This is a genomic window from Candidatus Accumulibacter meliphilus (genome assembly GCF_036625345.1).
Classification (GTDB): domain Bacteria; phylum Pseudomonadota; class Gammaproteobacteria; order Burkholderiales; family Rhodocyclaceae; genus Accumulibacter; species Accumulibacter meliphilus.
On sequence record NZ_JAZKTZ010000001.1, the window covers coordinates 460,692 to 475,586 of the forward strand.

Annotated in this window: 11 protein-coding genes and 3 pseudogenes; 9 read left to right on the forward strand and 5 right to left on the reverse strand. The window is 59.0% G+C overall.

Translation table 11 applies throughout. The features are described from left to right. Positions 1–2: 2 nt before the first annotated feature. Positions 3–275: pseudogene (locus tag V5B40_RS02095) on the forward strand (IS481 family transposase); the annotation flags it as partial. Further along, positions 272–556, forward strand: a pseudogene (locus tag V5B40_RS02100) (AAA family ATPase); the annotation flags it as partial. The pseudogenes V5B40_RS02095 and V5B40_RS02100, both read left to right, overlap by 4 nt. A gap of 56 nt (positions 557–612) precedes the next feature. Here the strand turns inward: V5B40_RS02100 and V5B40_RS02105 are convergent. Then, entirely contained in the window at positions 613–2,706 is a 2,094-nt protein-coding gene (locus V5B40_RS02105) for a helix-turn-helix domain-containing protein (RefSeq protein WP_332352925.1), read from the reverse strand. A gap of 346 nt (positions 2,707–3,052) precedes the next feature. Between V5B40_RS02105 and V5B40_RS02110 the strand changes: the two are divergent. Further along, positions 3,053–3,628: pseudogene (locus V5B40_RS02110) on the forward strand (AAA family ATPase); the annotation flags it as partial. Positions 3,629–3,845: 217 nt separating this feature from the next. Here V5B40_RS02110 and V5B40_RS02115 read toward each other — a convergent pair. The 3 genes from V5B40_RS02115 to V5B40_RS02125 are packed head-to-tail and all read right to left on the reverse strand — an operon-like array spanning position 3,846 to position 6,144. Further along, positions 3,846–5,135, reverse strand: a complete 1,290-nt coding sequence (locus V5B40_RS02115; RefSeq protein ID WP_332352927.1) for a recombinase zinc beta ribbon domain-containing protein — start codon at positions 5,133–5,135, stop codon at positions 3,846–3,848. Between the two features lie 27 nt (positions 5,136–5,162). Beyond that, entirely contained in the window at positions 5,163–5,987 is an 825-nt protein-coding gene (locus tag V5B40_RS02120; protein ID WP_332352929.1) for a recombinase family protein, read from the reverse strand. Next, positions 5,968–6,144 (reverse strand): hypothetical protein, encoded by a 177-nt coding sequence (locus V5B40_RS02125; protein ID WP_332352931.1) that lies wholly within the window; start codon positions 6,142–6,144, stop codon positions 5,968–5,970. Before V5B40_RS02125 ends, V5B40_RS02120 begins: the two co-directional genes overlap by 20 nt. 351 nt (positions 6,145–6,495) lie before the next feature. Between V5B40_RS02125 and V5B40_RS02130 the strand changes: the two genes are divergently transcribed. Further along, positions 6,496–6,795, forward strand: coding sequence for a hypothetical protein (locus V5B40_RS02130; protein ID WP_332352933.1), 300 nt, complete (start codon positions 6,496–6,498; stop codon positions 6,793–6,795). Positions 6,796–6,873: 78 nt separating this feature from the next. Here the strand turns inward: V5B40_RS02130 and V5B40_RS02135 are convergent, their stop codons facing one another. Next, positions 6,874–8,163 (reverse strand): IS1380 family transposase, encoded by a 1,290-nt coding sequence (locus tag V5B40_RS02135; RefSeq protein ID WP_332352934.1) that lies wholly within the window; start codon positions 8,161–8,163, stop codon positions 6,874–6,876. Positions 8,164–9,330: 1,167 nt separating this feature from the next. On the opposite strand from V5B40_RS02135, the gene V5B40_RS02140 reads away from it, so the two are divergent. From V5B40_RS02140 to V5B40_RS02160, 5 genes are all read left to right on the forward strand, one after another. Then, a complete protein-coding gene (locus V5B40_RS02140) occupies positions 9,331–10,389 on the forward strand; it encodes a Gfo/Idh/MocA family protein (protein WP_332352936.1) in 1,059 nt (352 codons plus the stop codon). Between the two features lies 1 nt (position 10,390). Then, entirely contained in the window at positions 10,391–10,966 is a 576-nt protein-coding gene (locus V5B40_RS02145) for an acyltransferase (protein WP_332352938.1), read from the forward strand. A gap of 261 nt (positions 10,967–11,227) precedes the next feature. Then, positions 11,228–12,322, forward strand: coding sequence for a DegT/DnrJ/EryC1/StrS family aminotransferase (locus V5B40_RS02150; RefSeq protein ID WP_332353239.1), 1,095 nt, complete (start codon positions 11,228–11,230; stop codon positions 12,320–12,322). A gap of 120 nt (positions 12,323–12,442) precedes the next feature. Continuing rightward, positions 12,443–13,939, forward strand: a complete 1,497-nt coding sequence (locus V5B40_RS02155) for a lipid II flippase MurJ (protein WP_332352940.1) — start codon at positions 12,443–12,445, stop codon at positions 13,937–13,939. After that, positions 13,939–14,889: a D-glucuronyl C5-epimerase family protein gene (locus V5B40_RS02160; protein ID WP_332352942.1), complete on the forward strand. Its 951-nt coding sequence runs from the start codon at positions 13,939–13,941 to the stop codon at positions 14,887–14,889. Before V5B40_RS02155 ends, V5B40_RS02160 begins: the two co-directional genes overlap by 1 nt. Positions 14,890–14,895 lie beyond the last annotated feature (6 nt).

Below are 14,895 nucleotides of genomic sequence, written 5' to 3' on the forward strand. Positions count from 1 at the left end.
GTCTCACCATGCTTTACCTGCGTTACGCCCGCTGGGATCTGACACGGGTCGATCTGGTCGATCCGAGGACTGGTGCGCTGCTTTGCCCCGTCAAGCCGCTCGACAAGTCGGCCAACGCCGATGGCCAGCGCCGGCGCCTGACGCCGGTGAGCGCCGATCTGTCGCCGCTGCCGTCGTCGGGTCTGGCGCCTTTGCTCCGCCAGTTGCTCGCTGACTACGCCGCCACCGGCCTGCCGCCCGCGTACTTGCCACCCCTCGACCAGGACCTCGCATGAACCAGAAACTCCTTGCCCTGTATGGGCTGAAGTGGAATCCCTTCTCCCCGGATTTGCCTACGGAGGCGATCTACGTGCCGCCCCGGATCGAGAATTTCTGTTGGCGGATCGAGCAGGCCCAGATCCGCGAGGGGGGCTTTGCAATGATCCATGGCGACCCGGGTACCGGCAAGAGCGTTGCTTTGCGCCTCCTCGCGGAGCGTCTCGCGCGCTTGCCCGATATCACGGTGGGTGCGATCAATCACCCGCAGAGCAACCTCGCCGACTTCTATCCAGACCTCCCGGAATCCCCGGGGAACGTGGTCTAATTTTGGACAGTAGGTCGGCGAAGGCCGTCTCATAGCGGAGACTGGCCGACCTCGATGCGCAGCCATTTTCCGCCGGGGATCCTGGCGCCGAGACCAGTGAGCTTACGGCACAGCTGTTCTTGGGCATAACGGCGTGCGGGTTGCTGTAGCGGCTCCAGGCGAACGACCACCCAGTGTTCGTCACTGCGTACCCAGCCATGGCAGTTGAAAATCGCATAGAGCAGGTCCACCCGATCGCTATCCTTGGCATAGCTGTCGTCAAGCCAATCGAGAAGCTGGCGGCGCACGTTCCATACGGAACTCGTGACGAAGTCGAAGAGATTCTTGCCCTCGTTATCGATGGCGTTGAAGGAGCGGTAATCGGACAGCCCCGTGACATTGACGCGCTCGGGCAAGCGAGCCTTGTCAGCCTGGAGTTGTTTGAGTTGCGTTTCGCTCACGGCGATGGCCGCAGCAAGCCGCCGATGCCGACTGTTGTGGCGCTCACTTCCGTCCCGATTGAAGCTGGGTTGAGTCTTGGCCTGTTGCTTGTAAAGCTTGGCGAGATGGCCCTGGGTGCTCGCAATCTGCTGCGCAAGCCCTTTGATCTGGGGATTGGCGATGTCCTGTTTGTCGCTCTCGGCCAAGCCGAAACCCGGATGGTAATGATAGGGATGACGCCCCTTGAGGTGTTTGAAAGTGTTCTCCGAGGCGCCCCAGCGACTGAGCATCGCGGTCAGCACCTCTTGCGGCGACCACTGAAGGTCAGCGTCCCAGCAGAGCACGCTGATGCGGTGATTGGTACGCAAATTCCACAACACCACCCGACGCAGGTCGAACGTATGCGCCAGCTCGGCCATGCCGGTGTCGGGATCGGGATCGGGATCGGGATCGGGATCGGGATCGGTTTTAGGTGGGTAGAGGCACGCCTTGGTCTCTTCGAGCAGGCGATAATCCGTGCCGTTCATCGACACGCTGTGCGTGAAGTCTGCGGCCGGCAAGGCCCTGAGCCGCGCAGGATTGGCGTTCTTCTCCCAAGTGATGAAGGGGGTGCGGCGGCGCACGAGTTCGCTGAAAAAGCCCAGCCCATCGCCCTCACGGTCGAAGACCTGTACCGGCGGGGTTCCCAGGGACTGTTGTCGCGCATACTCGCCAAGCTTCAGAATCTGAGCGCGCAGGTCTCCCTTGCCCTCCTGAATGTCGAAATAGACGATGCGCCCCTGTTCGTCACAAGTGACCAGATTGGTCTGTCCGGGCATCGGCATCCGCCGCTGTGTATTCCAGGCCGCATGCACCTTGTCCTGTCCGGTATAAGGCAAGAGATGACCGTCCGTAAACCACAGCCGGGTGGCGACCAGGCCGCAGCGGATCTGATCGGCAAAAAACGCCTTCAACAGCGCCTCGGCCCGCGACTTGCCGGCGACGTCATGGAACCAGGACCACAGCGTGTCGAGAGCGGGTAGCCGCCCCAAGCCCAGGAGCCGTCCCGCCTCCTCGCGCCGCTCATGTTTGAGCTGCTCAATGGAGCGGATGTTACGCACCGCCATCAGCACGAACACCTGGAAGATGCGCCAACCGTTGCCGAACAGCTGGGAGAGTCGTTGCATCCACTGCCCTTGGCTCATCAGGACCAGCAAGACAGGGAAAATGCCGGCATAGCGGCTGGCTTCCCAGTCATGGTGTTCCGCATAGGGAAGCTCGATCACTGCGGCGGGAACCTGTTCCGGTGAGGCCTGCTCCGCGACTGTCTGGCGGCTCGGCTGATCGACACGCACGACCTCTTCGAGGGGCGCTTCCTCCAGCGCACACCGCGCCGCGGCTTCGCCATCCCACGCGAGTTCCTCTTGTGTTACTTCCGCGGTCAGCCTCTTCTCGGCACGCCGCAAAGCTTCGAGTTCGCGGGCCTTGGAGCCGGGGCGGCGTTTGTCAACATGCAGCCGACCTTGCCGTTCTTCGCTCACGCTGTGGCTCGGACTATAGCCATGCAGCAGGCCGGTCACCCCAAAGAGCCGATAGCACTCGCGATAGTTGTGCAGCGTCTGGCGACTGAGATTGAGCACCTCGGCCAAGCGCGTCTGGTTCAGCTTCCTCTGTAATAACTCAACCACCAGGAGGCGCCGCTCGGCCTTGTCGGCAAGATTCACCCGTTTGCTCAGACTGCCATGATGATAAAGGTCACCCTGGCTGCGAGGGCCACGCGGAAGGTGCAGACAATAGCCTCTGCCCAAGTCGAAACGGCCTTCCTGCTTAACCGCTGGTTCCAATAACTCGCTCTGCGTCACCCCTCACCCCCAGGTCCCCGCTGCCTGACGCGATTCTAGCATGAGATTTATGCTTATTGCACTTGTTATTGCGTATTTACAATAGGATATAAGCATCGTTGTCCAATAAACGTTTTCCGTTCCCGGCGTGACGAAGGTCCAAAAAACGACGATAAGGCTTTTGAATCACGCGGTTAGCGGGGCGTCTGAGTCGCAATTCCGGGAGGTCTGCTATCGCGAGATGGGCGACATCTTTGCCGTTCCCTTGCGCCCGCATAACCGCTGGGGTGGCTTCAAGGCCTTGCGTGAGGTGTGGTTCGCGCATCTGGAGACAATGCGAAGACGCGCGGTGCTGTTGGTCGACGAGGCGCAGGAGATGAGTCCGCCGGTGCTCTGCGAGCTGCGGCTTCTGGCCAGTGCGCGTTTCGATTCGCAGCCGCTCTTGTGTGTCGTGCTGGCGGGCGATGCGCGCCTGATCGAGAAACTGCGACGCGAGGAGTTGATCCCACTGGGCTCGCGCATTCGCACCCGGCTCGCCACCGAACACGCCAGCCGAGAGGAGTTGCTCGCCTGCCTGACCCATCTGCTTGCCGGCGCCGGCAACGCCAGTTTGATGACTCCGATGCTGCAGCAGACGCTGTGCGATCACGCCGCCGGCAATTACCGCATTCTGACGACACTCGCCGCCGAACTGCTCGCCGCCGCGGCGCAGCGTGACCTTCCCCAACTCGACGAGAAGCTTTATCTGGAGGTCTTTGCCCAACCCGAGAGGCCGGCGCCACGGCGTGCGGTGGCGGGTCGCTGATTTCGAGACTGACGACGTCCTTCGGCACTTCGAATCCCTCGATGGCGCGCCGATCGCTCTATTCGTGGGTGTTGGTAAATCCCTCGAACTGCGGCCGGAAGGGGGTCACGGGGACCGTGGAATAAATGCGGCACGTTTCATCGCCGCGTTTATGCCGCGAAAGCCCCTTGACGCCCTGGAGGGCGCCAACGCTCAAGGCAGTTGTCGGGGATGGGGGTTACATCCCCGACAACTGCCTCACGGCGAGTGCGCGGTCTGGGGCAGAGCCCCAGGATCTGGTCGTCTGCGCCGCTCTTGCCCGACCCTCGTCAATGATCGAGCAGCAATTGATGCGTAGCGCATATCCGCCGCAACCATCACCGTACGTGAACATCGGAACATCAGATCGGCTGACCGCACTCACCCATGGTGCATTGACGCAAGCCTGGGTCGCTGGCATGCGCCGCAGCCGGATCATCCGTAGTACGGTGGTCTGCGTGACGCTCAGGATTGCAGCCACCTCGGAAACGTTCAGTTCGCCACGGGTTTGCCGCTCGCCTTCACGATACACGGCGATCGCGTGATTATTTCGGGTAGCACACACGCGTACAGCGGTCCAGGTTTGACCATGAGGCGTATGTCTCCCCATTCGATTCAGGATCGAGGCGATCATCGAGTCCGGTTGAATCCGGGCCAATGAGCGAATCAGTTCGATCGTGTCGGTATCCATCACATACCGATGTTTGCCCGTACGGTTCTTCTCAAATCGCAGTTCCGTATGATCCCCGCCCTGCCAATGCAGCACCAAGCGAATGGCATTGTCCTCGGAAGTGGCAATGATATCCTTGAGTACCGTACGAAGCAGACGCTTCTTGATTTGCGGCGAACTGCCTGGGTGATCCCACAGGCAAGGCAAGTCCTCAGCCAATGCCAGCAACTCCGCTTTCGTCGCCGCTGTCACCGAGGTAGGCCGCTCGGTCTTTAGCGCGGCGAGATCTTGTTCAATCTGCGCTTGCACTTTCAGCGCTTCATTCCAACGCCGCTCAAGTTCCGCGGCGACCAGACGTTGCGCCGGGTCGACCACATCGTAGCGGCGCTGCGCCCGGTCGACCTCATAGCGCGCCTGTTCGAGCGCAAGCGCCTTTTGATGAACACGTTCATCGCTCGCGCCTTGCACATTCTCGATCGCCTCGATTGCCGCTCCAATCGCGTGCGGCCGCAAGCATCGGAGCACCTGCTCGGCGACCATGCGGTCGACACGCAGTCCGCCGAAAGTGACGCAACAGCTTTGCTCGTGATTGAGAACGCGCGCGGCGCATTGATAGCGAATGACACCTGGAGCTGGGTACTGCGTAGACAGCTTGCTGCCACAATGGCCGCAGCGCAACAGCCCCGAGAGCAAGGCACCGCCGCACTTGACCGATCCACGAACCATGGCGCCGACCCTATTTGCATTGTGAGCAATGACCGCTTGATTGCTTTGATAGTCCGCCCAGCTAATGTAACCCTCATGGTGATCATGAATCAATACCGCCCACTCTTCGCAGCGCAACGGCTATGTGCGGACGATGCGCTTGCGACCCTGCTCGATACGCACGATCGCCTTGCTGTGCCCGTAGGCGTACGCACCGGCGTAAATGGGGTTCTTCAGCAGACTCAACACCACGTGGTGGTAGCGAGCCAGCTTCCAGACGATGTAGCGTGCGTCCCCAGCACCCCGGAATGAGGGCAGGCTGATGTCTTGGCGTTGCAGCCAGAAGTAGAGCTGGCGAACGCTGCCCAGTTCGGCGAATTTGCGAAATACGAGATCGAGTGCGGCCCGCACGCGCTCATCGGGCTCTTTCTCGATGCGATTACCGGGGACGCGTACGTAGCCGACCGGTACCTGGGTGTACAACTCACCACGCTGGGCTTTTTGTTCTATAGCCGCGCGTGCGCGCTGGCGGAAGTTCGCCAGTTCCATCTCGCTGATCGTACCTTTCATTCCCAACAACAGCCGGTCATTGATGTGTGTGGGATCGTAAATGCCATCGGCGTCGATCAACAAGGCGCCAACCAGACTGCAGAATTCCAGCAGCGTATGCCAATCGCGACCATTGCGGGCCAGTCGGGAGGCGTCGATGCTGAATACGGCTCCGACCACGCCATCACAAAGCAAGCCCAACAATCGTTCAAAGCCGCGGCGATGCGTGCCCGAGCCGGAATGGCCCAGATCCTCGTCGATCACCTCAACCTCAATCCATCCGAGTGCGCGGGCACGGTCGGCCAGGCCGTACTGGCGGCGCTGGCTCTCCAGGTTATGCTGAACTTGTTCGGGTGTGGACTGGCGGATGTAGATACAAGCCCGTCGGGCCAGATGTTCAGCGCGGATCTTGTTCATTGACCGCCTCCTCGCCGATGACCTTGGCCAGCGTTTCCATCCAGAGCACCAGCAACTGCCTTGCTGTCTGCTGAACCTGTGGGGGCAGTGCTGGTGTGGGTAATCCTTCGGGTTCCTCGAACAGTTCCCGCTGCCGTATCGCTCCATGCCGCATCATGGTCTCCTTCAGACTCATCAGAAGCAAGCAAGGATAGGCAAGACGCCGTCAGGCGGCAAAGCTCGAGCAGAGCCGCAAGGGGTAGCTGCGCCTCACACACGATCACGGCCTGTGCGGCTGCCGGCTGCGTCATCCACACCGGAAACGATATTGGCATGCCGTTCGCCCGACGGACGATATAGCAGGGCTCGTCGTGCACATAGAACCGTCTGACGACGGGAAAGCGCTCACCGCAAAACGGATGAAAGCGGTAGGTGACTACGACTTCGGCTGGCGAGTGTTGTTGGGCAGAATGTCGCCCACTTCTTCAAACGGATCAAGCACCGTCTGGCACTGGAGCACCTCTCGGGCATGTCCTGGCTGGCCGCACAACAAGACTTCAGCGCTAAAATCCTCTGCGACAACATCAATGCTCTGGCCGTCCACGCCGCCAGTGAATCTCTCGATCCCAACATCTGCGCACGTTACTTCATCAACCGCGGCGACGCCTTCTCTCGTATCACCCAAATTCCGCGATCGCGTATGTGGCGGCGCAGCGACGGCGGATCGAGAGGCTCCGGAGACGTCCGAACGAGCGCGCAGGAAGGCGCGAAGCCACGGCGAACGCCCTCGGGTGTCGTCAGGCGGGCTGGCGAGATCCCTCTGGCATAATCGCGGCCGCTCGGGACGAACGGGACCGCCCGTGCCTCACCGCAGGGGTTTCGTTACCGCCGTGGAGGAAGCGAGGAACTACGGGCTGGGATTCGCCGTAGCGCAGGCGAAGCTGCGGGCGCGGATACGCTGGAACAGGTCGAGGTTCTCGCTGGCGATCTTCAATACCCAGGCGCCGGCATGCCGCACGAGCTTGCCCGGCAGGTGAAACAGGCGCCAGCGTACGGTGGCGACTTGATGGCGCTGCCAACCCTCGCCGAGAGCGGAATGCTTGAAAAGTACGAAGAGATTGTGCGCGATGACGCCGATGCGGAAGAAGGCGGCATTGGCGGCAAACGGCCCACAGGGCATGCGCTCCATGCCAAAGCCAATCTTCAGTTCCTTAATGCCGTTCTCGGACACCTCGCCGCGCTGCCGATACCAGATCAGGGTGTCGGCCGCCGATTCGACCCGGTTGCTGGCAATCACATGGTACTTTGGCGCATCGTCGAACAGTTCGGCCTGGCGCGGGTACTTCACGACAATCAGTCGGAAGGCTTTCTTCGTCTCGCCCATGCTGTGTACGGTCTCGGCGACAGCGCAGTCGGCATACGTTTTCCACGAGGTTTCGGGAATCTCGGCAATGGCCTGCAGGGTGGGTGCGTCCAACCGTCCGCCGATGGCGAAGGTCTTGCCGGTGTCTTCACAGTAATTGAAGAGGTCGGCTTGGTAACCGGCGGAGTCGAGACGAACCTGGGCAATGCGGTGTCCCTTCGGCAAGCGCGTTTCACACGCCTGGATGAATTCGAGGTTCTGCGTCGCCGGGGCGATGTTGCCTTCCCGAAACTCGTCGTAGATCACGACACCCGCTTCGGCCAGGTGACCGATCATCGGCATATAGCCCTGTTCACCTTTGTACGTGAAGTGTGCGGCTTCCTTCTCGGCCACGATCTGCGAGGCGTCTCCGTCCAGCGTGTGCGCCTTGATCCCGATCTGTCGAATGCGCGTCGCCACCGCTCGCCGGTTGATCCGATCCAGTCCGTCCAGTCCCGTGCCGATACCGGTCCGGCGCAACCAGTCCCCCACCGCGTCCGTGCTCGGCAAGACGTCCTGCTTGAGCACCTGGTTCAGCGCCGTGTCGTTCTTGAGCGTACGCAGGTCTTCCAGCGAACGTCCGCCACCTGTGAGCATCAGCACCAGTGGCGTGACAAAGGCATTCGCCGCATAGCCCCGCGCACTGCCTGGCTTGGGCATCTCAGTGGTCAGCCAGCGCTTCAGACCCAGGCCTCCGATGAACTCGCCGAACAGCGCCAGACCGGCATTCGCCGTCAGCCGCTCCTCCGTCGCTTCCACCTTGAACGGAAGCACAGTCTGTGCCAGTTCCCTCATCTTCCTGCCCCCCTGGATCACCCAACCGGTGCTCGTTTCGACACCGATAGTTTACCGGAAAGCCTGCAAATACGGCCCCTCCAAGGGATCTATGCGGTTCGAATCGCGGAATCTGGGTATCAAGCGTACCCTCGGACGCTGGCTCCTCCAGGGTCGAGATGCTCTCGAAAATATCACCTCCGTCTTCGACGAACTCATCAAGAACCTCGTCCGCATAAAACCAGACCGGTCATACCCCAGAAACTTCACTCAAAAGCCCCATCTTTCCCACGCTTACAAAAATGGAGTATGACTATGTTCTGGTAGGTTGAGAGCATTGGCCGTTGAGAGCCCCGTGGGGGCGCTGCCGCTAACGGTCATGACATGTCGAGACACCCCGGATCATGAAAGTCATGACCGCCCCCCCCTCTTCCCCCGGCCCTTCTCCCGCGAGGGGAGAAGGGCGTTTCGTGAGTCGCATACGCGACTTTCACATTAAGAAGTTGCTCGCTCTGCTCGCTCGTGCGACGCTGTGCTTCCTTCACGTTGATCACCATCTTCCGGATGATCAACCCGTTTCGGCCTTCGCCGACATCTTCTTTCGGCCTCGTCTCTCAGTGCAGACGCGCGCCTCGTTCAGGCTCATTCCGCGGTGGACCGGGCGGTCACTCTACATACACCTGCCACATGGTACAATCGCAGATGCCAAATGTACTAGGAGTGCCGCAACCGCATAGCTTGTTTCTCCCGGACTTTGAGAATTGAATTCATGGCCCCGTCAGTTTCGGAGTGCATGTCTGGCGGTGAGGCCGGCATAGATGTGGCGCGCAGTTCAGTTCGCGTTTCCAGTGTCGCCTTCAGGGAAACTATCCGGTTATTCGCAACAGCAAGGCGGTCTGGTTGGCGTGCGAACTGGGCGCGTGGGTAGGCAGCCTGGTGCTTTCGATTCGTGAGCTGATGCGCGTGACCGGTCCTCCTTCATGGTGCTCGGTTTCTAGCAGCTTATGGGACTGTGCCGTTTCTCCGCTGTCTGCCGCTTGTGGCTGCAGAAAGGGTCAATACCGTGTTTCTCGGGGCTTCCAGGATGCTGCCAAGCCGATTTGGCTCGCCGTCGAATGAAGCGTCCTTTCCCGCGCCATGCCGGAACCGACGCCGGCTTTTCGATATTTCCACTATCTGAGGATGTGAATGAGAAATTACTCTAGCGTATCTGGCCGCAAGATTCGCGTGGCGCTGATCGGTTGCGGACGTATAGCAGCCAACCACTTCTCGGCCATGGAGCAGCATGCGGAAAGCATCGAGTTCGTCGATGTTTGCGATGTTAACCGCAGCGCACTCGACAAGGCGGTCGAGCGTACGGGTGCTAACGCGCATTCGAGCCTCACCGAACTGCTCAAGACGACAGCGGCCGATATTGTCGTCCTAACAACGCCGAGCGGCCTGCATTCTGAACAGACAATCGAGATCGCGCAATCTGGTCGGCACGTGATGACCGAGAAACCGATGGCCACGCGTTGGCATGACGGCCTGCGCATGGTCAAGGCCTGCGACGATGCGCGCGTCCGGCTATTCGTTGTCAAGCAGAACCGTCGTAATGCCACGCTGCAATTGCTGAAGCGAGCGGTCGAGATGAGGCGTTTTGGCCGCATCTACATGGTCAATATAAATGTCTTCTGGACGCGGCCGCAAGAATACTACGACAGTGCAAAGTGGCGCGGAACCTGGGAGTTCGACGGCGGTGCCTTCATGAATCAGGCCAGCCACTATGTTGATTTGCTGGATTGGTTGATTGGCCCGATCGAAAGCATGCAGGCCTATACGGCAACTCTGGCGCGTGACATCGAAGTTGAGGACTCTGGCGTTTTAAGCGTGCGCTGGCGTTCCGGCGCTTTGGGGTCGATGAATGTGACGATGCTGACCTATCCGAAAAATCTGGAAGGGAGTATCACCATCCTTGGCGAAAAAGGTACGGTCCGAATCGGCGGTGTGGCGGTCAACGAAATACAGAATTGGGATTTTTCCGAAAAGCTTCCGGAAGATGAAAAGATTGCCACGGCGAATTACGAAACCACCTCGGTGTACGGCTTCGGCCACCCCCTTTACTACAAGAATGTGATCGACGTCATGCGTGGCGAGTGCGAGCCGGAAACGGATGGCCGCGAAGGGTTGAAAACGCTGGAGGTTTTGATTGCCGCTTACCTGTCGGCACGCGACGGCAAGCGGGTTGCGCTACCTCTGGATTACTGAAATGGCAGTTACTATTCATCCGTCGGCGGTTGTTGACCAGGGCGCGGTTATCGGTGACGGGAGTCGCGTCTGGCATTTTTCGCACATTTGCGCTGGCGCAAGAATTGGCAAGGAATGTTCATTTGGGCAGAATGTTTTTGTTGGCAACGATGTTTCAATCGGCAACAACGTCAAGGTCCAGAACAACGTATCGATCTATGATGCTGTCTGCGTTGAGGATGATGTCTTTTGTGGCCCGAGCATGGTATTCACCAATGTCTATAACCCGCGATCAGCCGTTACCCGCAAGGACGAATACCGTCTGACAACCGTGAAGAAAGGGGCGACACTCGGCGCTAATTGCACTATTGTGTGTGGTGTGACGATTGGCGAATACTCTTTTGTGGCGGCTGGTGCGGTCATCAATCGCGACGTGAGACCCTATGCGCTGATGGCCGGTGTTCCCGCCAAGCAGATTGGATGGATGAGTCAGCATGGCGAGCGACTCGGGCTGCCGCTCACTGGCACAGGAAGCGCACGGTGTTCAGCAACCGGCACGGAATACAAACTCAGTGGAGCAACGCTGCTTATAGAGTAGCTGTTGCTGTGGTCGGTGGGGGCGTTGAGTTTGTTATGGTGGTTCGGGTTCTTTGCCGCCTGCCCGTGCTGTGGGGCAGTCTGAACAAGGGGCGTGTTGTTGTGGTGCCAGTGTGGGTGGCCCATCTGCTGTTGTCAGATAATCGCTTCGTTTCTCGTCCGGCGAAACTGTGCTGGTGATTTTCTGTAAAGCTGCCGTCGTGGCCTTTCCTTGTCTAGCTTGTTGTTATAATCATCATCGCAATGAAAGAAAAGAATGAAAATCCAGTTTATTGACCTCAAGGCCCAGTATCGGGAGCTCAAGAACTCTATTGACAGCCGCATTCAGGCGGTGCTTGATCACGGTCAATACATCATGGGGCCGGAAGTTTCCGAACTCGAGGGAAGGCTGAGCGCCTATGCCGGCACAAAATACTGCATCAGTGTCGCGTCAGGCACCGAGGCACTGTTGATCGCTTTGATGGCTCTGGGTGTCCGGCAAGGGGATGAGGTTATTACCACGCCCTTCACCTTTGTCGCTACGGCCGAAGTCATCGCTTTGGTTGGCGCGACGCCAGTGTTTGTCGATGTCGAGGCGGATACCTGCAATATCGATAGCGACAAGATCGAGGCAGCAATCACAGCGAGAACCAGGGCCATCATGCCAGTGTCGCTCTACGGCCAGCCAGCGAACATGGACGAAATAAACGCCATCGCCGCGAAACACGGCCTTTGCGTGATCGAGGATGCTGCCCAGAGTTTTGGTGCCCACTACAAGGGCCGCAAGAGCTGCAACCTATCGACAATCGGTTGCACCAGTTTCTTTCCCAGCAAACCGCTGGGTTGTTATGGAGATGGCGGGGCAATTTTCACGAGCGACGACATGCTGGCGCAGGCGATGAAGGAAATTCGCGTTCACGGTCAGGAAAAGCGCTATGTGCACACGCGCGTTGGCGTTGGCGGGCGCATGGACACTCTGCAATGCGCTGTCGTGCTGGCCAAGCTCGAGCGCTTCGATTGGGAAGTCGCGCAGCGCTTGAGGATCGGTGCACGCTACAACCACTTGCTTTCTGGGAAGCTGCCAACGGTCACTCAGCGTCTCGACCGTAGCAGTGTATTCGCGCAATTCACGGTAATGGTTGAAGACCGGCAGCGGGTTCAAAACGCGTTGAGCGAAAATGGAGTGCCAACAGCAGTCCACTATCCCGTACCTCTGAATCTGCAACTGGCGTACAAGGATCTCTGTCGCAGCAGCGGTACGCTGGCTAATTCCGACCGTCTTGCCGATTGTGTGCTTAGCCTGCCGATGTCGGCCGATCTCGATGATGCGGAGCAAGACATTATCGTAGCGGCGCTCATCAAGGCGAACAGATGCTGACTCGGATGAACTCTCAGCGCTTCGCCGAGTTGGACAGCGCTTGCCAATGACAGCCTCGGAGTCTGGCCGGCTCTGGCTAGGCTCGGAGTTGCTTTCTGCCTGTCTGGAGCCTGCCGTTCAATGAGTACCTCCTTGATCATGCTGTGCTTTGTGGTCGCCAGCTTCCTGCTCGGGTTCTTGCGCGACATGCTGGTTGCCTGGAACTTCGGTGCCGGCTGGGCTGCCGATGCCTTGTTTGTCGCCTTGATGGTGCCGGTCTTCTTCGAGAATGTCCTGGGAATCGCCCTGCGCGACGCTGTCATTCCGCACCTCCATAGAATTCGGCTGCAAACGTCGTCGCTGATTCGCGAGCATGTGACCAGGTTGCAGCTTGGCGCCTGGGTGGGAAGCATTTCAGTAAGTCTTGTGGTTGCTCTTGGCGCCCCGCTGTGGATGGGAATGCTGGTGCCGGGCTGGAGTGCGAGCCAGATTGATGCGGGCCTGCCAGCTGTTCGTCTCGCAGCGGCGATGATCGCCGTGCAGAGCGTCTTGTATTTCCAGGCCGCGGTCCTGAACGTCGGCGGTCGTTTTGTGCTTCCCCTGTGGCGAACCGTACTCTTCAACGTTGGCGGAATTGGCGCGATGGTTTTCTTCCCGGGTAGCGTCTGGGTGGTAATATTGGGTATGTTGGCTGGGCAAATATTGCTTTTGCTGGTGCAGCAGGTGGTGCTTGATGTTCCCGGGCACGTTGTTGAGCCGCCGCGGCAGACCGAAGCACCTCAAAGAAGCTTTCTTTTTCACTTCACGCCCCTGCTTGTCGCCACCGGTGCTCAGCAAATAACGGTGATCGCAGAGCGCTTGTTTGCATCGCTACTTGAAGAGGGCAGTATTGCGCAGCTGTCGTTTGCCTTCCGTATTGCGACGATTCCGCTGACGCTTTTCTCACTTTCTTTCCTGACTATGTACTACCCGGCTTTTTCGACTACCTGGGTGAAAGGCGAGACGGCGAAGTTCCTTCTCCTCCTCCAGAAAGCCGCGACCATGGCGGTTATTTTCTTCGTGCCAGCCGCTGTCCTGCTGGCAGCGCACCCCTCGTCCGTCATCTCCTTGATACTTGAACGCGGGCAATTTGATGCGGCACAAACCGCGGCAACAGCGCCGTTGCTCGCATTGTATGCAATCGGACTTCCCGGAATGGGGCTGGCCTTGCTAGGTGGGCGCGTGCTTCTCGCCCAGGGGCGTGGGCGCGCCTTTATGGTAACTGCGCTCGCTTTTTGCCTTTCTACCGTGGCACTCGATTACCTGCTCTATCAGTCGATGGGCGCGAAAGGCCTTGCACTGGCTTTTACAATTGGCAGTTGGGCGCAGGCTGTTGCCGTCGGGTCTTTGATCGTCCGGCTGATCCCGATTGCCTTTTTGTGGCGGACGCCTGTGCGCTGGTGCCTGGCGGCAGCCTTGGTGCTCTGGGCTTTGGTAGCGCTGCCTGCACCACAGACTCTTGTTACTCTCTTCGGTTTTGGCCTGATTTCACTGGTGCTGCATTTTGCAGTCGTTGGAGCGCTCGGTGAGCGGAATATTTTTATGAGAAAATTCTGGCGTATTGAAAGCAACGACCATCTATCTGGAAAATCTTCCTGATGAAGCGCGTATTAATGACGATCGCACGTTATTTGCATCCTCGCGGGGCAGTTTCTTTCTGGCATACGAAGATCGGCCCAATTCGCTATGACTACAGCACTCTGGATGATTACTACATTGATCTGCGTGCGAAGACAAATTATGCGGGGCCATTTGACGCTGCAGGGATCCCGCTGCTCGACTATTTTGGTGCGATAGGCAAACAATACAACCCCTGTGCAATTGCACAGTGGGGGCTGGGAGGATTTCAGCGCTGGAAGCGAGGAGAAGTCGAGCACGCCGACCCGTTCTGGAAGGCTGCCGACTGGCTTCGCGAGAACCTCGACGTCGACTCGGCGGGTCGGGGTTTCTGGTGGTATCGCTTCGATTTCGACGCTTACGGCCTGCGTGCGCCGTGGCCCTCCGCGCTTGCTCAGGCGCAGGGTATTTCTCTTCTGCTGCGCGCCAGTCGGGCGGCGGGGGACGAGTCCTATCTGCTGGCTGCCAGGCAGGCCTGCGCAGCCATGCTGTCACCAGTATCCGAGGGTGGCTTGCTGCTCGCCGATAGTCAATACACGATGCTCGAAGAGGTGGTCGCAGATCGTCCAACGGCAATTCTTGACGGGATGGTTTTTGCGGTATTCGGACTCCAGGATTATTGTTTGGTTGTGGCGGATGATGCCGAGGCCAAGCTTGTTCTTGATGACTGCATGCGCAGCATCGCAGAATTGCTGCCACGCTACGATCTGGGGTACTGGTCACGGGCCGACCTTTACAGCGAGATTCCTCCAATGCCCGCCAGCCGTTTCTATCATGGACTTCACGTGGCCCAGCTCGAGGTCCTGGCCGATCTCACGGGCAACTCCGTCTTCGCCGAGTATGCACAACGCTGGGCCACCGTTGCGCGATCGTCGGTGAACCGACTACGCGCGTTTTTCAACAAGCTGGTGTTCAAGTTTCGCCATTACTGAGAACCA